The following is a 20,396-nucleotide window of genomic DNA, read 5'->3' on the forward strand; positions in this document are numbered from 1 at the left end:
AGCCCGCCAAGCCGTCGGTCAAGTAGACGCCATCGGCGCCCGGGGCTGGGGAATTACGTGAACTCAGCCCCGGGGAAATACGTGAACGTCCACAGCTGCAACTGCTGCGCTTCGGCTGCTCCTACGAGGCGATCGCCGACACGACCTGCTCGGCCACCACGCTCCGCAGCCGCCGCGACGAGTGGATACAACTCGGCGTGTTCGCCCAGATCAAGCAGATCGCGCTGGACTCCTACGACCGAATCGTCGGCCTCGTCCTCGATCAGATCGCCGTGGACGGCTCCATCACCAAGGCGCCCGGAGGCGGCGAGGTGGCCGGTCGCTCACCGGTCGACCGCGGCAAACAGGGCCTGAAACGCTCGGGCATGACGGACGGGTACGGCATTCCCCTGGGTCGTGTCCTGGCCGGTGCCAACCGCCACGACTCCCCGTTGCTCGCCCCGACCCTTGACCGCCTGGACGACCTTGGGCCGTTACCCGACGACATCACCGTGCACCTGGACGCCGGCTACGACTCGGACAAGACCCGCGCGCTGCTCAGCGAACGCGGCCTGCACGGGCGCATCGCGCACAAGGGGGAGAAGGCGCCCATCCAGGCCAATCAGCGCTGGCATGTCGAACGCACCCACGCCTGGCAGAACGCCTTCTATCGGCTTGCCCGCTGCTACGAGCGGCGCGCCACCGTCATCGACACCTTCTTCGACCTCGCCGACACGATCATCATCGTGCGCAGTCTGATCCGGCAGGCATGGACCACACACCGCTGGGACACCCGTCCTCGACGCCCTCCATGACTGATCACCAGGGCACGGGCGTTCCGTCCCAGGAGAAGAAGCCACCGGTGGGGCCGTCGTCCGGCAGCAGGGCCAGGCGGAGGGCACCCTGCGCGGCCTCGGCCGGATCGCCGCTGGCAGCGGCGGCCCGGGGGTTGAGATCGGTGGCCCGCAGGCCGGGGGCGAGCGCGTTGACCTTGAAGCCGTCCTCGGCCAGCGTCTGGGCGTAGAAGACGGTGAGGGCGTTGAGGGCGGCCTTGGACGACCGGTAGGCGGCGCCGGCGCCGCTTCCCGGGGTGAACTGGGGGTTGGGGGTGGTGCTCCAGGTCAGCGATGCCGTGCCACTGGAGATGTTGACTATGCGCGGGCGCGGGGACCGGCGCAGGGCGGGCAGGAAGGCATTGGTCACCGCCACTACCCCGAACACATTGGTCTCGTATGTGCGCCGGTACTCCTCGACGCCGGTGTCGGTCGGCGGGGCGAGTGACGGCGAGATGCCGGCGTTGTTGACCAGCACGTCCAAGCGGTCCATCTGAGCCGCGGCCTGTGCGACGCCGTCGGGATCTGTCACGTCGAGGACCAGCAGACGGGCCGCGGCGCCGATCTCCTCGACGGCCCGCTGCCCGCGCCCGGGGTCACGGGATCCCACGTACACGGTGAGGCCCTCGGCGGCGAGCAGCCGGGCGATATGCTTGCCGATGCCCTTGTTGGCACCGGTAACCAGAGCTGTGCGTTCGTTCATGGCAACCACACTTCCCTGGTCGTGGGTGCCCTGCCAGGGACAGCCTGTACCAGGCAGTGGGAGGAGGCGACATGGCGCGGCAGGAGCTGGCGCACTACCTGCGGGACCGCCGGGCGGCCCTGCGTCCGCACGAGATCGGCCTGGCGGCGACGGGCACCGACCGCCGCACACCGGGTCTGCGCCGCGAAGAGGTGGCGGAGCTCGCCCACATGTCGGTCGACTACTACACGCGGCTGGAGCAGGCCCGGGGGCCGCGGCCATCGGCCCGGATCCTGGACGCGCTGGCCCGCGCGCTGCGGCTCACGCCGGCCGAGCGCAGCCATCTGTTCCGCCTGGCGGGTTCGAGCGCGCCGCCTGGCATCAGCGCCGTGCGGCGGGTGCGCCCGCACGTGGCCCGGATGCTGGAGAGGCTGCCGGAGACCGGTGCCATCGTCACTGACGCGGCGTACGACGTTGTCGCCTGGAACCCCCTGGCCCGGGCACTGCTCGGCGCCGACCTCGGAGGCGGGACGACGAACCTGGCCCGACGCCGCTTCCTGGGCCAGGGGCGGATGTACGGGAGCTCCAGCGCCGAGGAATTTGGGCACATCGTGGTGGCGCGGCTGCGCCGGGCCGCGGACCGCTACCCGCATGACCCGCAGCTGGCCGCGCTGCTGGCCGAACTGCACGCCAGCAGTGAGGAGTTCCGGCAGATCTGGGAGGCGCGTCCAGTCCACGCTCCCGGGCATCGCACCAAGACCCTGGACCATCCGGAGGCCGGTACGCTGCGGTTGAACTGCGACGTCCTGCTCGTGCCCGAGGATGACCAGGAGGTTGTCCTGATGACGGCCGACCCCGGATCACCTGCCGTGCGGGCCCTGCGCAGGCTGGCCACGCAGGCGACCTGAAACGAAGGATGCGCACAGGTCTCGACAACGGTCACAGAGCGTCGCAACTCAATAGTCACTCGGGCCTGTGCCCACCTTGATGCCGAGGCTTTCCACGCCGCCTATCCGCGCGGCCTCTTAAGGGCGCCACGTGTCCTCGCCCCTCCGTGGACACGAGCCGGCACGAGGCTCGCGCACACACCGGCTGGACAACGCGGGGTCTGGCATCCTCCTCAGATGCCCGAAGCCTGACGTGATGCCGGACTACTCCGCCATGAGCCTCCCGATCCGGGTGGCGATCTCCTGCACGTCCGTCGACAGGGCCTTCTTCTCGTCGAAGACCATCAGTTCCTCCTCGGTCGCTCCGGCCTCCATCCGGGCCAGCATGTCCTCGAGGTCGATGTCGTAGCCCACGGGGTTCTGCAGGTACAGCGGCGACTTCATGAACTCGATGGCTTGCTCGGCCGGGAACCGGTCGACGAAGCACTCGGCGTTGCCGCCGTCCGGGTCCCTGTAGTACAGCGACATGGTCGGCCCGTGGTCGAGGGCGACGATGGGCTTGTGGCCGAGGTCTCGCATCCGCTCGTACTGCCGGATCAGGGCGTGGATACCGGGGTAGGTGTAGGCGAGGTGCACCAGACCGGGCCGGGTGCGGTCCTGCTTCTTGTCCTCCGCCAGCTTGCCGAAGCCGATGCGGTGGTGCTCGGAGTCGTAGGTCATCGTCTTGAAGCCCGGCGAGTCGTAGGTGACCTCGCCGTCCAGCAGGTCGATGTACCACCGCATGAGCACTTCGGGCCGGTACGAATTGAGAACCGCGTGGGAGAACGCGCTCGGTTTCATGGTGGGTTCGCTCCTTCTGCTCTGTTGAACGGCTTACGGCACCGGGTGGACGGCTGCGTAGGGATTGACGGTCTGGACGCGGTTGCGCAGGACGCCGAGGCCCTCGATCTCGGCCTCGATGAGGTCTCCGGGCTGGTAGAACCCGTCAGGCACGCCGACGAATCCGCAGGTACCGGTGAACACGGCATCCCCGGGCGCCAGGCGGCAGCGCAGGTCGGCCTCACGCAGGACGCGTTCGACCTTCCAGCTCATCGCGCTGGTGCGATCGTGCTGGGTGACGGTGCCGTTGACGCGCATCACCATCTCCAGGTCGGGCTGGCCGTTGCCGCCGACCTCGTCCTTGGTGGTGATCCATGGGCCGATACCGGTGGCGTGGAAGGCCGACTTCGAACCCGGGAGGTCCATGCCGAGAAAGCTGGGACGCATGCCGCGGATGCAGGTGTCGTTGCCGACGGCGTAACCCAGCACCGCGGGCATGGGGTTGGCGCGGTCATCGACGGGGGCGCCGAGGACGACGACGAGTTCGAGCTCGTAGCAGAGCTGGGTCTGCGGCTGCGCTGCCTCGAGCCGGGCCCACTTGATCTCCTGCTCGGTGCCGATGATGGACTGCCGGGGCTTGTAGTAGAAGGGCGTGTCGATACCGGGCCAGGGCAGTACCCAGTTCGGGTAGTTGATGCCGGTGCCCACGATCTCGCTGCGCGGCGAGATCGGTGCGAGCAGCCTCACCGACTCCAGTGGCAGTGGGTCACCGGTGAGGCCGACAGCGGACAGCTCTCCGGCGGCGATCGCGGCGGCCCACTCCTCGAACGGTCCGCCGATGATCTGGACGGTGCTCGCTTCGGTGTTGACCGAGCCCCAGCGCTCCTGCGAACTGTCCCCGCGGTCGCAAAAACGTGCGATCTTCATGTCTGCGGTCCTCCCACAGGAACGGGCAGTACGCCGGGAAGGGAACCCGCGCCGCCCCAGCGCTGGCTTTCGTGAACCGGGTACGGGTTGGTGTCCTGGACGTGGTTTCGCAGCACGCCGATGCCACTGATCTCCAGCTCCAGACGGTCGCCCGGCAGGGCGATGCCCTGATAGGGAGCCAGGTAGCCCGGAGTACCGGTGAGGAGGACGTCTCCGGTGGTCAGGACCATGCGGTGGAAGACCTCGCGGATGGTGTCGTCGAGGCTGAGCCGCATCTCCTTGGTGCTGCCCTGCTGGACGACCGTGCCGTTGACTCGTGTCGTGAGGGTGTGGTCGGTCTGCTGCTCGAACTCGCCCCGGGTCACGATCCAGGGGCCGAGCGAGGAGCCCTGATAGCCCGACTTGGCTCCGAACAGATCCTCGCCGACGAAACTGGAGATGCCGTGTCGCAGCGTTCCGTCGTTGGCGATGGTGTAGCCGAGTACGGCGCCGAGCGGGTCGGTCTCGTCGATCTCAAGGGTGCCGAAGACCAGGGCCAGCTGGATCTCGTAGCCGTAGCGGGCCTGCGGCTGGACGGAGATCAGGTCGGGGAAGCGGAGCGTTTCGCCAGGGTCGGTGATCGAGGACAACGGCTTGTTGTACACGGGGCCGTCCGAGCCTTCGGGCGGCACGACGCCGCTGGTCCAGTTCAGACCGACACCGGCGATCTCACTGGTCGGCGCCAGAGGGGCCAGGAGTTTGACGGCACCGAGCGCGACCGGCTCGGCGTCGCTCTCGATCGCCGTCAGGTCACCCGAGGTGACTGCCGGGGCCCACTGCTCGAAGGCGCCGCGGATGCGGCGCACTGTCCCCGTATCCGGATCGACCACCCCCCAGCTCTTCTCGCCGGCGTACAGATATCGCGCGAGACGCATGGTGAACTCCTTTGGGTGAACGAGATCCGAGACGTGTGAGGGGCCAGAGAGGCGACAAGGAAAGAGGAGCGCCAGGAGGCGACCGCTCGGCGCTTTTGCCGGCCGCCGTCAGCAGGGCAGGGTTCGGAAGGTCTCCCTTACGGCCTTGGCAACGCGGTTCGCCTCATCGGCGTCACTGAGTTCGGCCGCCTTGCCGAGGAGTGCCATGGCCCGCCAGTCCTCGGGGATCTGGGCGCCCCGGGCCATGACCAGGGCGTGGAAGTGTGGCGCGCTCTCACCGGCCGACAGGACGTACACCTTCTCGGCGTCCCCTGCCTGCCTGATCGCGGAGGAAAGCCGTGCGAGCAGCGGCCCGTACAGCTCGGCCTCGGCTTCGGTGAGCTCCCAGATCCCCTGGTTGTGGCGGTTGGTGCAGAGCAGAAACCAGCCGGGGACGGACATCGCCGCACTGGCCGTCCAGTGCTTGTCGCGATGAACGAGCTGGGCTTCCGCGGTGCTCTCGACCGTCTGGCAGATGGGACAACCCTCTTCCGGCACGGCGAACCTCCTGATGTGAGATGTCGTCCGGGCACGCGGCCATGGCGAAGCCACAGTGGCGTTCCAGACGCACGGCAAGGGCAATCTGTCGGTGTGAAGGGGGCGATCCAACGCGCCGCCACAGAGCCTTAAATAGAGAGACCAATCGCTCTGTTTAAGGTCTTGCCAAGGCGGCAACTTGTCAAGAGAGAGCACTCCCTCTATTTTGATTGCATGGCTCGCGTATCCCAGGAACACCTCGACGCCCGGCGCCGGCAGATCCTCGACGGGGCCGCCCGCTGCTTCGCCCGCAGCGGCTTCCACGCCACGTCCATGCAGGACGTGCTGGACGAGGTCGGCCTCTCGAACGGAGCCTTCTACCGCTACTTCCGCAGCAAGGACGAACTGATCGCGGCGATCGCCACGGACGTGTTCACGTTCACACGCCTCACGTTCGAGAACGCCGCCCAGGCCGACCCGCTGCCGCCGGACGTGCTCCTCGGGCGCATTTTGCACGGGGTCTATGACAGTCGGCTGTCGGCGGCGCACCCGGACCGCCAGGGCCTCCCGCGCCTGGTCGTCCAGGTATGGGCCGAGACGCTGCGCAACCCCAAGCTGTTGGCCCTGCTCGGCGACGGCGACGACGGGATGCGGGCCGCCTGGGCAAGGCTGATCCAGGCCTACCAGGAACAAGGGCGGATACACACCGATGTCTCCGCCGATCAGATAGCACGGACACTCATCGTCGTGGGGCGCGGGTTCGCCCTGGAGAACGCGATGTTCGGTGATTTCGAAGTCGACGACCTGATCACCGGCCTGCGCGGGCTCATGGCCATGGTCGCCGTGGAGGACGGACAGGTGGCGCGGCGCGCCTGAGGCCGGCCGTGGCTGGAAGCCGGCCGAGTAAGCCGGCATGACGGCGCTGCTCTGCGCTTACCTTGTTGAACTCACCGAAAAGCCGAACGCTTTATCGAATTCCTGGAGCATGGAAGGCCCATCCTCAAGGGCCACGCTTATAGCCTGGGCTTCATCCATCAACATGGCTGAATACCTTCCTGTGACTCTCGTAGGTGAAGGCTGCGATTCCCCCCGCCTGTGAACCGATTCTGCAGGTGGTCTCCGAGCGCGCGCAGGACGCGGTCAAGGACTCCGTCTTCGGCGGCCTGGCCGTGGCCCGTGCGGCGAAATCCTCCTCGCTCGCCGACTCGGTGCGCTCCGCGTTCGTGCACGGCCTGGACGTGGTCCTGGTGGTATCCGGCGGCCTCGGCCTGCTCGGCGTACTGCTTGCCGTAGTGTGGCTGCCGCGCCATGTCGGTGCCGACACCGCCGAGCCCGCAGAATCTGAGCATGAAGCCGCAGACGCAGTCTGACCAGGCCGCACCGGTGCCTGGCCTGAGAGAACGCAAGAAGGCCAGAACCAAGGCCGCAATCCAGCGGGAGGCGGTGCGGTTGTTCAGAGAACAGGGCTACACGGCCACGACCATCGAGCAGATCGCCGAGGCCGCCGAGGTCGCTCCCAGCACCGTCTTCCGCTACTTCGCGACCAAGCAGGACCTGGTCTTCTCGCACGACTACGACCTGCCCTTCGCGATGATGTTCCAGGCACAGTCGCCCGATCTGACGCCGATTCAGGCCGAACGCCAGACGATCAGGTCGATGCTGAAGAACATCCCCGCGGAGGAACTGGCCCTGCAGCGGGAGCGGTGGGTGCTCATCATCTCCGAGCCGGAGCTGTGGGGCGCCAGCCTGGGCAACATGAGCCGGACCATGGAAGTCATGTCCGAGCAGGTGGCCAAGCGGGCCGGTCGCGCCCCGAGCGACGCCCCGGTGCGCGCCTACACCGGCGCGGTGTTCGGCGTGATGCTGCAGGTCTCCCTGGAGTGGGCGAAGGATCCGGAGATGGACTTCGCTGTGGCCTTGGACGAAGCGCTGTTCTGCCTGGAGGACCTGCGGCCCTGACCGCGGGCCGACACTGATCCGACCCAAGACCGGGCACCGAACAGCCACCGCACAGCCACCGCACGGGGCGGGAGCAGCGACCTCACCCCGACCGACAGCCGTACGCGGCGGTGCGCCCCCGCCTGCCGCGTACGGCGTCCTGAGAGTCCGGAACCATCCCCCGGCTGCCGCGCCAGGGACTTGAACCATCAGATGCCCGTGCGGGCCGGAGCCGCCGGGCGGTCCGTGCCCAAGGCGTCGGTGACGATGCCCGCTACCTGCTCCTGGCAGGCGTCGAGATAGAAGTGCCCACCGGGCAACACGCGCAGGTCGAAGGAGCCGCTGGTGCGCTCCCGCCAAGTGGCCGCCTCCTCGGGAGAGGTTCGCTCGTCCGCGTCCCCGATCAGCGCCGTGATCGGACAGCCGAGCCGCCCGGGACCCGGCGGCTCATAGGCTCCGACGGCCCGGTAGTCGGCCCGCAGCGCGGGCAGGACCAGGGCCTGCAGTTCCTCGCTGGCGAAGAACCTCTCATCGGTGCCGCCCAACGCCCGCAGGTGTACCAGGATGTCCCCGTCGCCAAAGACCTCCGCCGAGCCCTTCGGCCGGTAGGGCCGCGCGATCCCCCCGGAGGCGAACAGGCGCACAGAGCGGCCAGGACCGGCCGGACCCTGAAGCCGCCGCGCCACCTCGAAGGCCACGATGGCGCCCAGGCTGTGCCCAAACAGGGCGAAGGGCTTGCCGTCGGCGGGCAGCTGGTGTGATTCCGGGGTTCATAGTTGGTGTGGCAAGGGCGGCTTGAGCTGGGGTGTTGAGGTTTTTATGAGAATTGGCAGGGCGGGTTCTGGGTGCTGGATGGGGTGATGGTGGGGCTTCTGGCCTGGGGTTATTCGTGGTTGGTCGATAACGGTGGCGGGGTGTTGGTGGTGGTCTCTGGAATTTTAAGGGCTGGTGCTGGTTTCCGCTGGTCAGCTGATGAGGCTCTCTGAAATCCCAGGGCTGCTCGTCGCCTCGGCCGATCCCGCGTTCTACGGAGTGAGGAGCCTCGACGAGCACTGCGCGTGTCTTCGGCCAGCCTCACCGGCATGTCGGACGGACAAAATTCCATAGGGGTCCCCGCAGCAGCCCTCTACGCTCTCGGCATGCGGCGCAGGGGTGTCACGCGGGACGACGGCACGTGGGTGGGCCTGTCCCTGGAAGTGCAGGACCGCCACCAGCCGGGGCTGTGCGTGTTCACTGCCGGTGCGCAACTGCTGGTCTCCCAGATGTCGCAGCCTGTGCTGCTCGCCGTCGTCGATAAGCAACACGAGGGCGTGGACTTCTGGCGCACCGACGGGTACCGCTCCTTCGTCCCGCCCTTGCGTGCTGATGCGGGCCGCGCCCTGGCGGGCAGCCCGGAACGGTGGGCCCACCGTTTTGCGCAGTACCTCATCGACTCGCCGGGCAGTCCGTTGCACGAGGGCCGGTGGCTGCTCTCGTGCGAGAGTCCGCCCCAGCGCTGGCGCCACGCCGACGCCTCGCATGCCGAATACTGGAACTCGATGCTCGTCGACGGCCATCCAAACGGCTACATCGACTGGTTCCTCCATACTCATTCGTGGGAGGTCCTGCCGCTGCGGCCGATGCCCGGTGCCGACGACAGCCGGGTCAAGGCGTACCGCAAGCAAGCCCGTGAAGGGACACTCCCGCTCGAGGCGGTCACCCGGTGCGAGGGCAGCACGGGCTCGATGACCTCACGGTTCGCCGTGCTCGAAGTCCGGCCGTCGGGCAAGGAAGCGTCCCGCACCGCCCAGCAACAGGCCGGCGGACGCAGGCGGGACGGTGTCCTGCCGCTGCGGACCCTGCTGGTCGAACAGTCCGCCGAAGCGGCTCATCCGAACGGCTGCTGGACGACCAACCTACCCACGTGTCGGCGTCCGGACTTCTCTCCCCAGTTACGTACAGACGAACATCCCCAGCTGTCAGGCCACTTCAGTCTCGCGATTGATGGCCTTGAGCCGGCCGTGATCCGGCCGCTGCCGCCGGTGCCGGCCTGGCTGCGCGGGCCGCCGGGCGGCGCGCTCCCTGCCGTACGTCCGGGACGGATGGCAGGGAGCTCAGGATTCAGCGGGTGAGGTGGGCGTTGAGGATGGTCTGGACGGTGCGGTTGCCGTCGGCGTCGACGGCGGTGGCGCGCAGGGACACGGAGCTGCCGGCGGCCGGGTTGTGGACCTCCACGCCGGAGACGTCTCCCGGGCCGTCGTGGACGGTGCTCCAGTTCTTTCCGCCGTCGGCGGAGGCCTCGACCTTCAGCGAGGCGGCCGTGCCGCCCTGGACGGTCACCGGAACCCGGAATCGTTTCCTTCCGGCGGGCGCCGTGTTGTCCGCAGCCAGGAGCGTGGGTCAGTAACTGTGACTGAGCACGCTGGTTGGCCGCTGGGCGCCGTAGTTGGTCATTTCGGCGCTCATGGGCAAAGAGCACCTGTTCAGTCGAGGACCGCAGTGGCTTCGATCTCGACCAGATGGTCGAGGACATCCAGTGCCGCAACGCCGATCAGCGTGGTCGGCGGGGCCGGGGCGATCCCCAGCTTCGCGGCTGCCCGGGAGATCCCTTCCAGGAGCGGGGGCATCTTGTCGGGGGTCCAGTCGACGACGTAGAAGGTCAGCTTCGCCACGTCGCCGAAGGAGCCACCGACCTCGGCCAGGGCGGTGCCGACGTTGAGATAGCTCTGCTCGACCTGGGCGGCGAGGTCGCCTTCGCCGACCGTGACTCCCTCGGCGTCCCAGGCGACCTGCCCGGCGATAAAGACCAGTCTCGACCCGGATGCGATCGACACCTGCCGGTAGACGTCGATCTTGGGCAATCCGCTGGGGTTCATAAAGGTGATGGCCATGCTGCCTGTCTCCTCGTCCTGAGCGCCTGTGGGCACGCGTCCGCGCCGATCAAGACACTCACTCTCTTGTGGTTACTCAGAAACTGTAAGAGAGTGGACGCTGACGTGGAAGAACGCACTTTTCAGTGACTGGAGAACCTTATGGTGACCAAGCAGTTCACAGGCTCGCCCGAGGATGCAGACCTGGCGCGTGCGGGCTCCTTGGCGCGGGAGATCTTCTCCGATGTCGCCAACAAGTGGGCGTTCCTCATCGTCGAGGGTCTCGGTGATCGCACCCTGCGCTTCAGTGAGCTGCGGAACGAGATCGAGGGCATCAGCCACAAGATGCTCACCCAGAACCTGCGCATGCTGGAGCGCAACGGCCTGGTCGAGCGCACCGTGTACCCCACCGTCCCACCGCGGGTCGAATACACCCTCACCGAGCCGGGTCAAGCCCTGCGCGCCACGGTCGACGGAATGTGCGGCTGGACCCACCAGTACTTCGGTCACATCGAGGCCGCCCGCCGCCGCTTCGACGCCTGACGGCTGGCGCACGCGCCGCCGTGGGCCTGCCAGCTGCAATGCTCAGAGTGGCCAACCAGCGTGCTCAGTCACAGTAACCGACAACCCGCGTGCGTCTGGTGATCAGTTGTGCGGGATGATCCCGGTATGCGCGATCAGGAGGGGCTGTTCGAGGTCAAGCCCGAACCGCAGGGTGCCCCTCATCGCCAGCTCCTGACCTGTGGGGCGGCAGCGCCCTGCGGGCGGCCCGCCGCACTCGTTCGAAGGCACCCCGTCATGCGCTCTCGCCGCTATCCCTCGGACACCACGAACGCCGAATGGACTCTGCTCGAAGGACTGTTACCCACCCCGGCCTGCGAGACCAGCAAGGGCGGCCGGCCGGAGAAACATCCACGCCGCGAGGTCGTCGACGCGATTCGCTACGTCGTCGATAAGGGCTGCAAGTGGCGGGCCCTGCCTGCGGATTTCCCGCCCTGGCGCGCGGTCTGGGGGTTCATGGCCTGCTGGGGCAGCCGCCGGGATCATCGGCCAGATCCGGGACCATCTCGTCAGACGGATCCGCCGCGACCTGGGCAAAGGCCCCCGCGCGGTCGCCACTGTCATCGACTCCCAGAGGGTGAAAGCCGCCGAGACCGTCTCCAAGGCAACCTGCAGCTACGACGCGGGCAAGAAAATCAACGGACGCAAGCGCCACCTGGTCGTCGACACCCGCGGACTTCCCCTCATGATCATGGTCACTCCCGCCGACCTGCACGATGCCGCAGCGGCGAAGCAAGTCCTCTTCCGCCTGCGCCGGATGCACCCTGAGATCACGATTGTCTGGGCCGACTCCGCCTACGCCGGGAAGTTCGTCGACTGGGCAAAACAGCACCTCAACCTCACGATCAAGCCCGTCAGCCGTCCCGCGAGGGACTACGAACGGCTCATCCAGCACTCCGAGACCCTGATCAGCTGGGCCGCCATCACCCTCATGACCAGATGCCTCGCCCGGAAGGGCGCCACCCCCAGCTGGGCAAGAAAGCCGACACAGGCCAGCTGAACCCTGCTCGTCCATGCCACTGCGATCCACCTGCAACAGGCGGTTAAGCGTCAGCCCTGGTGTCGTACGCCCGCTGGCAGCTCTGGATCTCTCCGCAGTGGTCGACAGTCCAGTCGTAGAGCCAGCCGAACGGCTCGCGCAGGGACTCGCCCAGGGGTGTGAGCGAGTACTCGACGCCGACCGGTGAGGTCGGCAGCACCGTCCGCTGAATCATGCCGTTGCGCTCAAGACGGCGCAGCGTCTGCGTGAGGACACGTTGCGTGATGCCCTCCAGACCTCGCTTCAGTTCATTGAACCGGGTGGGCCGCACCAGCAGCGCCATCACCATCATCGACCACTTGTCCGCTATCTGGTCGAGGATCGGCCGGCTGGGGCAGTCCGCCCGGAAAACCGTCCGTGCTTCGGCGTCAACGCCGTACAGATCGGTGTCCTTCATGATCCTAGGTGCTCCCAAAGTGCGTTCTTGACCATCTGGGCGCCGTCGTCGACGGTAGGTATGCATTGCAAACCTACATGCCCAGCGGTAACCAATGGAGAACCTCATGACGAACGATGCCTACTCGACCCTGCGCGTGAGCAGCGAACACGGCGTCGCCCGGATCGTCCTCGACCATCCCCCGGTGAACGCGCTCGGAACGACGATGATGCGTGAGCTGCGGACGGTGCTGACGGGCCTCAGGGACGATCCTTCCGTCCGCGTGATCGTCTTCTCGAGCGCCGACCCTGAATTCTTCATCGCCCACGTGGACATGCACGTCGGCGAGGAGATGGACGTCCTCCAGGAACTCGCCGCATCCGCGCCGGCGGACGTCAACGTGTTCCAGGCGATCGGTGAGCTGATCCGCCACCAGCCCCAGGTGACCATCGTGAAGCTCGCCGGGAAGGCCCGCGGAGGCGGGGCGGAATTCGTGGCCGCAGCGGACATGGCGTTCGCCGCTGTCGAGACCGCTGGACTCGGTCAGATCGAAGCGCTGATGGGCATCATCCCCGGCGGAGGCGGAACGCAGTACCTCCGGGACCGCGTGGGTCGCAACCGCGCACTGGAGGTGATACTCACCGCCGACCTGTTCGATGCCGAGACCGCAGCGTCCTACGGTTGGATCAACCGGGCCCTGCCGGCCGACGAGCTCGACGAGTACGTCGACCGTGTCGCTCGTAACATCGCCGCGCTGCCCGACGGTGTCATCGAAGCAGCCAAGCACTCGCTGCCCGCCGATGACTTCAAGGAAGGGCTCCTGCGTGAGAACGATGCTTGGGCTTCTACGTTCAGTCTGTCGGCCGCTCAGCACCTGATCAGCAGGGGCCTGCAGGACGGGGCGCAGACACCGGCCGGCGAACGCGACCTTGAGGGACTGATGCGTAGCGTCGCGCGCTGATTGTCGGGCGGGTACATGACACGTCGCTGAACGGCCCCGCAGCCGTCCCGGTCACCACACCGGTGGACCCTCACGCTGACGGCCGAGCACCGGCGCAGGCACGGCACCATGTACGACGCGCTGAACAATGGGAACGTCGACGTGGGCGCGACTGCGGCAGGTGCTGGCCGGGCTGCCGCAGCCCGAGGCCGCCGACGGACGCTGGTCCTGGCGGTGGACGTCATCCACTGGCTCCGGCCGGACGCGCCGACCAGTCCGGACCGCTTGTTCTGTCTCGTCTACGGTCGTAGCGGACGCTCGTTGGACCAGTTCGTGCCCGGCTGGCCGTACTCGTTCGTCGCCGCGCTGGAGTCTGGCCGGACCTCGTGGTGTCAGATCCTGGACGCGCTGCGGCTGGGGCCGGCCGATGATGTCGCCGAGGTCACCGCGGCCCAGGTCCGCCGCGTGGTCGAGGACCTCATCGACATGGGGTGGTGGCAGCAGGGCGACCGCGACGCCTGAGACTCCGGAACGGCCTGTCAGATCGGAAGCCCGGCCGCGAAGCACCTACTTGCTGTCGGTGCTGAAGGCGCCGGTGCTGTGGCTGGTCTGGTCCTGCAGGTCCTGCAGGGCATGCCAGCTTCTTGCGTCGGTGCTGAGGACGTCGTGCAGGTAGGCGGAGACGGCGTCGGCGACGAGGACGACGCGGGCGGGGTCCTCGTCGGTGGTGTCCTTGGCGGCCTCGCCGGAGATTCCGCCGAAGAGGTGCTCGCCCTCGGCGATGGTGAGCAGTTGCTTCGGGGCAGGGCTGAGGTGGTAGGCGTCGGTGAACCAGTCCGGTCCGCGGGTGGACATGGCCGACTGGTCCTTTCCGCCGGCGATGACCAGGGCGGGAGTGGTCATGCTGGAGAAGTCCGGGCGCGCGAACGGGAGATACTTGAGTGCGAAGGGAGTCAGGGTGTCGCCGGTACCGGTCGCCGCGATGAGTGCGCCGGCCTTGACGGAGGGGTGGGAGAAGTCCTCGCCCGGGTTGCCCTCGGTGTCAAAGACGCGGGCACCCAGGAGGGCTCCGGCGGTCTGTGCTCCCCAGGAGTGCCCGACGACAGCGATGCGATCGCGGTCGACGCGGGCGGTCAGGCCGCTGAGCTGGTCGAGGATGTCGCTGAGGCCATCCAGGACAGCGTGCAGATCGGCTATGCGCACGCGCCAGATGGTGGCGAAACGGGGATCGTCGAAGCCGATGCTGTTGCGGCGGGAGTCCAGGTTGCGTGCGGTTGCTGAGGTGGTGGGTGCTTCGGAGCGTACGGTGTGGCGCTGGCTGGAGCAGGCGAAGGCGACGGGGCGGGTGGAGGCGCCGGTCCGGCGGGGGTACGCGGTGTCGGACGGGGTGTGGGAGCTGCTGGGTGAGGCGGGGGGAATGTTTCGGAGCTGAGGCGCCGGCTGGTGGCTGCCGGCGGTGAGGTGCCGGTTCCGTCGATGTCGACGTTGAGCCGGGTGATCCGCAGGGACCGTCGGGCGGGGCGGGCTTTGCTGACCGGGCGGGAGCCTGAGGTTGCCGGGTCGCGTCGGCCGGATCCCCTCAGCGAGCTGGGCCTGGACGTGGTGGCCGAGAAGGGCGGCGGTGGGCAGGTGTTTCTGCGGGAGCAGAAGCATCTGGCGCAGGTCCCGGTCCTGGTGCCGGGCGCCCAGGTGGTGCACACACCTGCCGTTCGGTCGGTGCTGCGGACAGTCGCGCACGCGGCCGCGGTCGGGGCGGTGGTGTGTTTGTACGGCGACGCCGGTCAGGGCAAGACCGTCGCGTTGCAGTACGCCTTGTCCCAGTTGCCGCACCCGGCCAGGGTCCGCCGGGTCCACGTCGGTGTGCACCCGACGGTTCCCGAACTGCGCCGGGTACTCGCGGACGCCCTCGAGCTGGGCAGGCGTCTGCCGCGCGGGGCGGGGGAGGCCGACCTGATGCTGGTGAACGCGCTCCGACAGCCCCGCGTGCTGGTACTGGACGAGGCGCAGCGCCTTCCGGGACCGGCGCTGGAGTTTCTGCGCGGGCTGTGGGACCACCCGGACACGGCGCTCGTGCTGGCGGGGGCGGGCAGTGAACGGGCGCTGCGCCGGGTGCCCGCGCTGGCCTCTCGGGTGCTGACCTGGGAGTTGGTGCCGCGTCTTCGTCCGGGCGAGGTAGCAGCGGCGATGGCGGCCTTCCACTCGCTGTGGGAGGAGGTGGCCGAGGACGATGTCGTGTGGGTGGACGAGCATGTGTGCCACGGCAATTTCCGGACCTGGGCGAAGCTCACCTCGCACCTGACCGCCGAGATCTACGGCAAGAGCCGTGCGGTAGTGGACCGCCGGATGCTGGAGCGGGCCTGCGCACGGCTGATGGGGCCGCTGTGACCGGCGCCTTGGGGCTGGGAGGGGGCGCTTCCCGCTCCGGCGTGCACGGGGACGGTGCGGACGTGCGGGGAGGCCTGCCTTCTTCCTCCCTGTCGGCGCTGCGCGGTCCTGCCGTGCGCCGGCTGCTCGCCCTGCGGCAGGAACAGAAATTGACCTCCCGTCATGTACGGCTGATGGCGGAGTCGTTGGAGGTGACGGAGCGCACGGTGTGGCGGTGGCTGGCCGCCGCCGAGCATGACGAGTCCGCGGCCGCGGAGCCTGGGGCACGGGCCCAGAGCAGGGACCGCTTCACCGTCACCTCGGAGGTGCGCCGCCTGCTGGCCTTGTGGAAGGGCAACGTCGCGGCGGTCCATCGTGAACTGACCGCTCGCGCGGTCAGGGGTGAGGGAGAGCCGCCTCCGTCGATTCCTACGCTGCACCGTGCGATCCAGCGGGACCTGACGCCGGGGGAGCGGGCCGGACTTTCAGCAGCTCAGAGGCTTGGTGTTTCTCGCCGATCAGCAAGGAATGCCGGGGTGGTCAACGACTCAGGATCGAAATCAAGTTCTCAGATCTGGTTCTGCCCGCCGTCGACGTAGATGTTCGCGCCGACAATGTAGCTGCTCTGTCCGGAAGCCAGGAACGCCACGGCGGCGGCGACCTCCTCAGGACGCCCTATGCGGCCCTTGGCCACGGTCGCGGCGACATTCTCCTTGACGGCGGACAGTGTCTCCTCGCCACCGAGAATATTGGCGAGTCCGGGAGTTTCGACCCCGCCCGGCGACACCGCGTTGACCCTGATGCCCCGGCCCTTGAGTTCGTTGGACCATGTCCGCGCGAACGACCGGACGGCGGCCTTGGACGCCGCGTATGCACCGAACGCCTCCATGCCGTTGTCGGCGGCTGTGGAGGAGATCAGGATGACCGAGGCGCCGTCATTGAGCAGCGGGAGCGCCTTCTGCACGGTGAACAGAGTGCCCCGGACGTTGACTCCGAAGGTTTGGTCGAAGTGGTCTTCGGTGGTCTGCTCCAGCGTGCCAAACGCACCGACCGCCGCGTTCGCGACGAGCACGTCCAGTCCCTGTCCCCGGGCGCGGACCGCGTCGTAGAGCCGGTCCAGGTCGGCTGCCTCGGAGATGTCGCCGACCACCGCGGTGGCCCTGGATGTTCCGATGGTCTCGATGGCGGCATCCAACTCGGTCTTGCGCCGGCCTGTGATGAACACGTGCGCGCCCTCGTCTGCCAGACGTGCGGCGGTGGCCAGACCGATTCCGGTGCTGCCGCCGGTGACCACAGCCGTCCTGCCCTCAAGCTGTCCCATGCGAGTGCCTCCATAGCCCTCTGTGTTGACCTGCTTCGATAGCCATACTCCAGGAACACCCCGGTACAGTGCATCACATATAGTCCTTATTTCTTTACGTATCGTCCAGAAGGGAGGAGCGCATGCTCGGCTCCGGCGATCCGATCACCGACGCCATCGGTCTTCTGCGCCCTCGCACCGTGATCGACCCCGGTCTCCATGCGGCGGGCCCCTGGGCGCTGCGCTTCGACCAGCCCGCGGATGTCAAGCTTGGCGTCGTCGCGCGCGGCACGTGCTGGCTGACCCTTGACGGGCACAAGCCCGTACTACTGGAAGAGGGCGACTTCTACCTGCTGGGCAACCCCCCGCCCTACGTCCTGGCCAGCACGCTCACCGCACCATCGCGCCCCGCGAAGCCGGTGTGGGGGCGCGCCAGGGACGGTGTCGTACGCATCGGCCCGGAGGCCGAGGAAGACACATACCTCTGCGGCGGGCACTTGTCGTTCGAGGACACGAACGCCCCAGCCCTGACCCAAGTCCTACCGCTGCTCGTGCTTGTCCGTGCCGCAGATCCCCGCGGCAAGCTCCTGGCACACCTCAGCGAGCTCCTGGTCTGCGAGACCAGGACCGCCGCCGCCGGCAGCTCTCTCGTCCTGAACCACCTCGCACAGGTCCTATTCGTCCACATGCTGCGCGCCCACGCCGAACAGGCCGATCAGCCCACCGGCTGGCTGGGAGCGCTCAACGACGACGGCATCGGTGCCGCACTTCGCGCCATGCACACCGACGCGGCACACCCCTGGACACTCAAAGAGCTTGCCGGCATCAGCCACATGTCACGTTCCGCGTTCGCCTCATCCTTCAAGAGCCGGGTTGGAACCACCCCGCTGGACTATCTGATCCAGTGGAGAATGAGCCTCGCCCGCGACGCCCTGAGCCGCGGCACACGAACGATCTCCGAACTCGCGTTCACGATCGGCTACAAATCCGAAAGCGCGTTCAGCACCGCATTCCGCCGCGTGGTCGGTTCCTCACCCAAACAATTCCGCGAAACATCAACCTGCGCGGTCAACGGCCGTCCGGATCAGGGCCACTGACCCCGTACCGCGACAAGTACCCGTTCTCGAAGCCCATAGTCAGTGATCGAAATCAGGTTCTCAGGCCCGCCGCCCTGACTGTTGGGAGGCGCCGTGCTGCCGGCAGGAGCTCTCCCGCGGATTCAGCGCAGCGGGACCACGACCCGGACTCCGGCGGCAACGCCTTAGCCACACACAGTGTCGTCCTCCCCGAGCGCCGCTGGCTCCGACCACCATCAGCGGCATGCCGATCAGTAGCGCTGGGATCGACAACCCAAAGGTCGCACAAGCGCACGGGTGACCAAAAAGGAGTCGCGCATGTTCGCGAACACACGGCTCGTTCGCACGGCGCTCATCTATCGACCGATTGATGAGCAAGATCGATAAGCGGCGGCGCGCTGCCGGATCGACGTCGGATCATGCCCATAAAACAGTGTCAGAAAGTCGATGTGCTCAAGAACTTGAGGAGCACCGTTTTCTGTACGATCCGGCGGGTGCAGCCACCCCGTGACGACGACATCGCCGATCTCCTCGCCCCCGTTCCGGCCGTACGGACCGGCAGCCTCGTGGGATACGCACGCGTGTCCACGAAGGGGCAGTTGCTCGACCGGCAGATCCACGCACTCGCCGCAGCAGGGTGCATCCGGATCTTCTCCGACAAGAAGTCCGGCAAGAACGCCGAACGCGAGGAACTGTGGAAGGCCCTCGACTGCCTGCGCGAGGGCGACACCCTCATCGTCCCGTCGCTGGACCGGCTCGGCCGCTCCATCCAGGACCTCATCGCAATCGTGTCCGGCCTGCGCAAGCGCGGCGTCGGCTTCACCTCGCTGCACGAGGCGCTCGACACGACCACACCCGGCGGGCGCCTGGTCTTCCACGTGTTCGCGGCCCTGGCGGAGTTCATCCGCGAACTCATCGTGCAGGGCACCAACGAGGGTCTGGACGCCGCCCGCGCCCGCGGCGCCCGACTCGGCCGCCCGCCGGCGATGACAGAGGAGCAGGTACGTCACGCCCGCGACCTGCTCGCCCGCCCGGAGAACACCGTCACCTCGATCGCGAAGCTCCTCGGCGTCTCCAGGAACACGATCTATAACTACGTGCCCGAGTTGAAGGGCGGTCGCCTCGCACTCGCTGAGGCGCCGAGCACGCCGGAACTGCCCCAACCCACCAGGTCCGAGGACTGATCACCGCCGTTTGCGGCTGGTGACAGCATTCTTACCGGCACCCCAAGCACTCTCATCTGCCCGTCTTGCGCCGTCAGGAGCTACGCTGACAGCCACGCAGTGCCCTCGCTGACCTCTTCCTGCTGCCTCACCGGTGGGCAGACGCCTTTGGACGGTGCATCACGAAGAAGCACGGGTCAATCTCCAGCATGTGCTCTGACCAGCACAAACGTCACCGGACAGTACGGCGAAGCACTAAGCAACACGATCACTCATGGTCTCGTAATGCGTAGGTCTCGGGTTCGAATCCCGAAGGCGGCTCCATGGGAAACCGCAGGTCAGGCCTCTGACCTTGCGATTTCTTTGTTTCCTTGACCTTGGAATGTGCGCACGTAGCGCTTCGGTCGCCTGTGCATGGAATGCGTAGGTCAAAGGTTTCACTCTCCGGGATCGGGGATGCGTTGTTGGTGCCGGATGTGGCTGCTGACCTGCAGTTTCTTTCGATCAGACCGCACTCAAGATCGAAAGAAACACAGCTTCTCAGCTCCACGTCCCGCAGTGGCCCTGAGTCGCATCAGTCGAGGGCGTGGCTGCGGCCGGTCTGCAGGATCTCGTCGGAGAGCTTGGGCTCGACGTGGCGTACGGCGCGGGCGAGCATCAGCGCGCCGACCATTTCGCTGAGCAGGCGGATGGCCCTGTGGCGGGCCTCGGCCGGGTCGAGCTCGTGGCCCTTCTCCTCGGCTTCGCGCAGGAACTCGGTGGCGAAGCCGGTGAGGTAACCCTTGACGCCTTCGGCGTACGCGCTCTGCACGGCTTCGCTGTGCCGTCCGGCGTCGGTGACCAGGGAGGCGGAGGGGCAGCCGCCGTCCTGGGCGTCACGGTGCGCGGTGGACAGGTACCCGGCCAGGACCCGCTCCAGCGGAGAGCCGGCCTGGTCCGGACCGTCCTCGATCGTCCGGGCCAGGACCCCGAGCGAGGCGGCGAAGGAGGCGCCGCACACCTCCACGGCCAGGTCGTTCTTGGAGGCGAAGTGGTTGTAGAAGCCGCCGTGGGTGAGTCCGGCCTCCTTCATCAACTCGGCGATGCCGACCGCGTCGATGCCCTGCGAGCGAAACATGCGGCCCGCCGCTTCGAGGATGTTCTGCCGGTTGCGGGCCTTGTCCTCCTTGGTGATCCGCGGCATGGCCGTCCTCTCGCGTCGCTCTCGACTTGACCTTTTCAATGACGCCTCTC

24 protein-coding genes and 3 pseudogenes are annotated in these 20,396 nt (G+C 67.5%); 15 read left to right on the plus strand and 12 right to left on the minus strand.

Annotated elements, in window-relative coordinates; genetic code table 11:
* Positions 1 to 95: 95 nt before the first annotated feature.
* A pseudogene (locus M2271_RS38115) lies at positions 96 to 794 on the plus strand (IS5 family transposase); the annotation flags it as partial.
* A gap of 4 nt (positions 795 to 798) precedes the next feature.
* Here M2271_RS38115 and M2271_RS38120 read toward each other — a convergent pair.
* Entirely contained in the window at positions 799 to 1,515 is a 717-nt protein-coding gene (locus M2271_RS38120; protein ID WP_280892044.1) for an SDR family oxidoreductase, read from the minus strand.
* A 71-nt stretch (positions 1,516 to 1,586) separates the two neighbouring features.
* Here M2271_RS38120 and M2271_RS38125 point away from each other — a divergent pair, with 71 nt between their 5' ends.
* A complete protein-coding gene (locus M2271_RS38125) occupies positions 1,587 to 2,402 on the plus strand; it encodes a helix-turn-helix transcriptional regulator (protein ID WP_280892045.1) in 816 nt (271 codons plus the stop codon).
* Between the two features lie 243 nt (positions 2,403 to 2,645).
* Here M2271_RS38125 and M2271_RS38130 read toward each other — a convergent pair whose 3' ends face one another.
* From M2271_RS38130 to M2271_RS38145, 4 genes are all read right to left on the minus strand, one after another.
* Positions 2,646 to 3,221, minus strand: coding sequence for a VOC family protein (locus M2271_RS38130; protein WP_280892046.1), 576 nt, complete (start codon positions 3,219 to 3,221; stop codon positions 2,646 to 2,648).
* A 33-nt stretch (positions 3,222 to 3,254) separates the two neighbouring features.
* Positions 3,255 to 4,127 carry a fumarylacetoacetate hydrolase family protein gene (locus M2271_RS38135; RefSeq protein ID WP_280892047.1) on the minus strand — a complete coding sequence of 291 codons (873 nt, stop codon included), beginning with the start codon at positions 4,125 to 4,127 and terminating at the stop codon, positions 3,255 to 3,257.
* Positions 4,124 to 5,041, minus strand: a complete 918-nt coding sequence (locus M2271_RS38140) for a fumarylacetoacetate hydrolase family protein (protein ID WP_280892048.1) — start codon at positions 5,039 to 5,041, stop codon at positions 4,124 to 4,126. The genes M2271_RS38135 and M2271_RS38140 overlap by 4 nt, the downstream gene beginning before the upstream one ends.
* Before the next feature lie 108 nt (positions 5,042 to 5,149).
* The gene (locus M2271_RS38145; RefSeq protein WP_280892049.1) at positions 5,150 to 5,578 is read right to left on the minus strand and encodes a hypothetical protein; all 429 of its coding nucleotides are present in this window, start codon (positions 5,576 to 5,578) and stop codon (positions 5,150 to 5,152) included.
* Positions 5,579 to 5,791: 213 nt separating this feature from the next.
* Between M2271_RS38145 and M2271_RS38150 the strand changes: the two genes are divergently transcribed.
* The 3 genes from M2271_RS38150 to M2271_RS38160 all read left to right on the plus strand — a co-directional run bounded on the left by M2271_RS38150 (position 5,792) and on the right by M2271_RS38160 (position 7,516).
* Positions 5,792 to 6,433 carry a helix-turn-helix domain-containing protein gene (locus M2271_RS38150; protein ID WP_280892050.1) on the plus strand — a complete coding sequence of 214 codons (642 nt, stop codon included), beginning with the start codon at positions 5,792 to 5,794 and terminating at the stop codon, positions 6,431 to 6,433.
* A 236-nt stretch (positions 6,434 to 6,669) separates the two neighbouring features.
* Positions 6,670 to 6,927, plus strand: a complete 258-nt coding sequence (locus M2271_RS38155; RefSeq protein WP_280892051.1) for a hypothetical protein — start codon at positions 6,670 to 6,672, stop codon at positions 6,925 to 6,927.
* Entirely contained in the window at positions 6,905 to 7,516 is a 612-nt protein-coding gene (locus M2271_RS38160; protein ID WP_280892052.1) for a TetR family transcriptional regulator, read from the plus strand. Before M2271_RS38155 ends, M2271_RS38160 begins: the two co-directional genes overlap by 23 nt.
* 188 nt (positions 7,517 to 7,704) lie before the next feature.
* Here M2271_RS38160 and M2271_RS38165 read toward each other — a convergent pair whose 3' ends face one another.
* On the minus strand, positions 7,705 to 8,247 hold the full coding sequence (locus M2271_RS38165; protein WP_280892105.1) for an alpha/beta fold hydrolase: 543 nt from the start codon (positions 8,245 to 8,247) through the stop codon (positions 7,705 to 7,707).
* Between the two features lie 387 nt (positions 8,248 to 8,634).
* On the opposite strand from M2271_RS38165, the gene M2271_RS38170 reads away from it, so the two are divergent.
* The gene (locus M2271_RS38170) at positions 8,635 to 9,606 is read left to right on the plus strand and encodes a hypothetical protein (RefSeq protein ID WP_280892053.1); all 972 of its coding nucleotides are present in this window, start codon (positions 8,635 to 8,637) and stop codon (positions 9,604 to 9,606) included.
* Here M2271_RS38170 and M2271_RS38175 read toward each other — a convergent pair.
* A complete protein-coding gene (locus M2271_RS38175; protein WP_280892054.1) occupies positions 9,596 to 9,814 on the minus strand; it encodes a hypothetical protein in 219 nt (72 codons plus the stop codon). The genes M2271_RS38170 and M2271_RS38175 overlap by 11 nt on opposite strands.
* A 143-nt stretch (positions 9,815 to 9,957) precedes the next feature.
* Entirely contained in the window at positions 9,958 to 10,365 is a 408-nt protein-coding gene (locus M2271_RS38180) for a RidA family protein (RefSeq protein WP_280892055.1), read from the minus strand.
* A 141-nt stretch (positions 10,366 to 10,506) separates the two neighbouring features.
* Between M2271_RS38180 and M2271_RS38185 the strand changes: the two genes are divergently transcribed.
* From M2271_RS38185 to M2271_RS38195, 3 genes and pseudogenes are all read left to right on the plus strand, one after another.
* Positions 10,507 to 10,887 carry a helix-turn-helix domain-containing protein gene (locus M2271_RS38185; protein ID WP_280892056.1) on the plus strand — a complete coding sequence of 127 codons (381 nt, stop codon included), beginning with the start codon at positions 10,507 to 10,509 and terminating at the stop codon, positions 10,885 to 10,887.
* Between the two features lie 255 nt (positions 10,888 to 11,142).
* Positions 11,143 to 11,313, plus strand: a pseudogene (locus M2271_RS38190) (transposase); the annotation flags it as partial.
* Between the two features lie 154 nt (positions 11,314 to 11,467).
* Positions 11,468 to 11,905: a transposase gene (locus tag M2271_RS38195; RefSeq protein WP_280892106.1), complete on the plus strand. Its 438-nt coding sequence runs from the start codon at positions 11,468 to 11,470 to the stop codon at positions 11,903 to 11,905.
* A 43-nt stretch (positions 11,906 to 11,948) separates the two neighbouring features.
* Here M2271_RS38195 and M2271_RS38200 read toward each other — a convergent pair whose 3' ends face one another.
* Positions 11,949 to 12,341: a helix-turn-helix domain-containing protein gene (locus M2271_RS38200; protein WP_280892057.1), complete on the minus strand. Its 393-nt coding sequence runs from the start codon at positions 12,339 to 12,341 to the stop codon at positions 11,949 to 11,951.
* A 106-nt stretch (positions 12,342 to 12,447) separates the two neighbouring features.
* Between M2271_RS38200 and M2271_RS38205 the strand changes: the two genes are divergently transcribed.
* The gene (locus M2271_RS38205; protein ID WP_280892058.1) at positions 12,448 to 13,281 is read left to right on the plus strand and encodes an enoyl-CoA hydratase/isomerase family protein; all 834 of its coding nucleotides are present in this window, start codon (positions 12,448 to 12,450) and stop codon (positions 13,279 to 13,281) included.
* 108 nt (positions 13,282 to 13,389) lie between these two features.
* Positions 13,390 to 13,782 (plus strand): transposase, encoded by a 393-nt coding sequence (locus tag M2271_RS38210; protein WP_280892059.1) that lies wholly within the window; start codon positions 13,390 to 13,392, stop codon positions 13,780 to 13,782.
* Positions 13,783 to 13,827: 45 nt separating this feature from the next.
* Here the strand turns inward: M2271_RS38210 and M2271_RS38215 are convergent.
* A pseudogene (locus M2271_RS38215) lies at positions 13,828 to 14,526 on the minus strand (chlorophyllase); the annotation flags it as partial.
* Here M2271_RS38215 and M2271_RS38220 point away from each other — a divergent pair.
* Together M2271_RS38220 and M2271_RS38225 are read left to right on the plus strand one after the other, a co-directional pair.
* Complete coding sequence (locus M2271_RS38220) at positions 14,456 to 14,692, plus strand: hypothetical protein (protein ID WP_280892112.1); 237 nt, start codon at positions 14,456 to 14,458, stop codon at positions 14,690 to 14,692. The pseudogene M2271_RS38215 and the gene M2271_RS38220 sit on opposite strands and share 71 nt — an antisense overlap.
* A 44-nt stretch (positions 14,693 to 14,736) precedes the next feature.
* Positions 14,737 to 15,645, plus strand: coding sequence for an ATP-binding protein (locus tag M2271_RS38225; RefSeq protein ID WP_280892060.1), 909 nt, complete (start codon positions 14,737 to 14,739; stop codon positions 15,643 to 15,645).
* 547 nt (positions 15,646 to 16,192) lie between these two features.
* On the opposite strand, the gene M2271_RS38230 is transcribed toward M2271_RS38225, so the two are convergent.
* The gene (locus tag M2271_RS38230; protein WP_280892061.1) at positions 16,193 to 16,945 is read right to left on the minus strand and encodes an SDR family oxidoreductase; all 753 of its coding nucleotides are present in this window, start codon (positions 16,943 to 16,945) and stop codon (positions 16,193 to 16,195) included.
* 122 nt (positions 16,946 to 17,067) lie between these two features.
* Here M2271_RS38230 and M2271_RS38235 point away from each other — a divergent pair, with 122 nt between their 5' ends.
* Together M2271_RS38235 and M2271_RS38240 are read left to right on the plus strand one after the other, a co-directional pair.
* A complete protein-coding gene (locus M2271_RS38235; protein WP_280892062.1) occupies positions 17,068 to 18,021 on the plus strand; it encodes an AraC family transcriptional regulator in 954 nt (317 codons plus the stop codon).
* Between the two features lie 473 nt (positions 18,022 to 18,494).
* Positions 18,495 to 19,184 carry a recombinase family protein gene (locus M2271_RS38240; RefSeq protein WP_348539227.1) on the plus strand — a complete coding sequence of 230 codons (690 nt, stop codon included), beginning with the start codon at positions 18,495 to 18,497 and terminating at the stop codon, positions 19,182 to 19,184.
* A gap of 553 nt (positions 19,185 to 19,737) precedes the next feature.
* Here M2271_RS38240 and M2271_RS38245 read toward each other — a convergent pair.
* Positions 19,738 to 20,346: a TetR/AcrR family transcriptional regulator gene (locus M2271_RS38245; RefSeq protein WP_280892063.1), complete on the minus strand. Its 609-nt coding sequence runs from the start codon at positions 20,344 to 20,346 to the stop codon at positions 19,738 to 19,740.
* Between the last annotated feature and the right edge of the window lie 50 nt (positions 20,347 to 20,396).

The organism is Streptomyces sp. LBL (assembly GCF_029893585.1).
In the GTDB taxonomy this organism is placed as follows: Bacteria; Actinomycetota; Actinomycetes; order Streptomycetales; family Streptomycetaceae; genus Streptomyces.

Excerpts from the sequence above, each read along its gene's own strand:
- M2271_RS38120 (WP_280892044.1), bottom strand. The coding sequence starts at position 1,515 with ATGAACGAACGCACAGCTCTGGTTACCGGTGCCAACAAGGGCATCGGC.
- M2271_RS38125 (WP_280892045.1), top strand. The coding sequence starts at position 1,587 with ATGGCGCGGCAGGAGCTGGCGCACTACCTGCGGGACCGCCGGGCGGCC.
- M2271_RS38130 (WP_280892046.1), bottom strand. The coding sequence starts at position 3,221 with ATGAAACCGAGCGCGTTCTCCCACGCGGTTCTCAATTCGTACCGGCCC.
- M2271_RS38135 (WP_280892047.1), bottom strand. The coding sequence starts at position 4,127 with ATGAAGATCGCACGTTTTTGCGACCGCGGGGACAGTTCGCAGGAGCGC.
- M2271_RS38140 (WP_280892048.1), bottom strand. The coding sequence starts at position 5,041 with ATGCGTCTCGCGCGATATCTGTACGCCGGCGAGAAGAGCTGGGGGGTG.
- M2271_RS38150 (WP_280892050.1), top strand. The coding sequence starts at position 5,792 with ATGGCTCGCGTATCCCAGGAACACCTCGACGCCCGGCGCCGGCAGATC.
- M2271_RS38160 (WP_280892052.1), top strand. The coding sequence starts at position 6,905 with ATGAAGCCGCAGACGCAGTCTGACCAGGCCGCACCGGTGCCTGGCCTG.
- M2271_RS38170 (WP_280892053.1), top strand. The coding sequence starts at position 8,635 with ATGCGGCGCAGGGGTGTCACGCGGGACGACGGCACGTGGGTGGGCCTG.
- M2271_RS38180 (WP_280892055.1), bottom strand. The coding sequence starts at position 10,365 with ATGGCCATCACCTTTATGAACCCCAGCGGATTGCCCAAGATCGACGTC.
- M2271_RS38185 (WP_280892056.1), top strand. The coding sequence starts at position 10,507 with ATGGTGACCAAGCAGTTCACAGGCTCGCCCGAGGATGCAGACCTGGCG.
- M2271_RS38200 (WP_280892057.1), bottom strand. The coding sequence starts at position 12,341 with ATGAAGGACACCGATCTGTACGGCGTTGACGCCGAAGCACGGACGGTT.
- M2271_RS38205 (WP_280892058.1), top strand. The coding sequence starts at position 12,448 with ATGACGAACGATGCCTACTCGACCCTGCGCGTGAGCAGCGAACACGGC.
- M2271_RS38210 (WP_280892059.1), top strand. The coding sequence starts at position 13,390 with ATGTACGACGCGCTGAACAATGGGAACGTCGACGTGGGCGCGACTGCG.
- M2271_RS38220 (WP_280892112.1), top strand. The coding sequence starts at position 14,456 with ATGCGCACGCGCCAGATGGTGGCGAAACGGGGATCGTCGAAGCCGATG.
- M2271_RS38225 (WP_280892060.1), top strand. The coding sequence starts at position 14,737 with ATGTCGACGTTGAGCCGGGTGATCCGCAGGGACCGTCGGGCGGGGCGG.
- M2271_RS38230 (WP_280892061.1), bottom strand. The coding sequence starts at position 16,945 with ATGGGACAGCTTGAGGGCAGGACGGCTGTGGTCACCGGCGGCAGCACC.
- M2271_RS38235 (WP_280892062.1), top strand. The coding sequence starts at position 17,068 with ATGCTCGGCTCCGGCGATCCGATCACCGACGCCATCGGTCTTCTGCGC.
- M2271_RS38245 (WP_280892063.1), bottom strand. The coding sequence starts at position 20,346 with ATGCCGCGGATCACCAAGGAGGACAAGGCCCGCAACCGGCAGAACATC.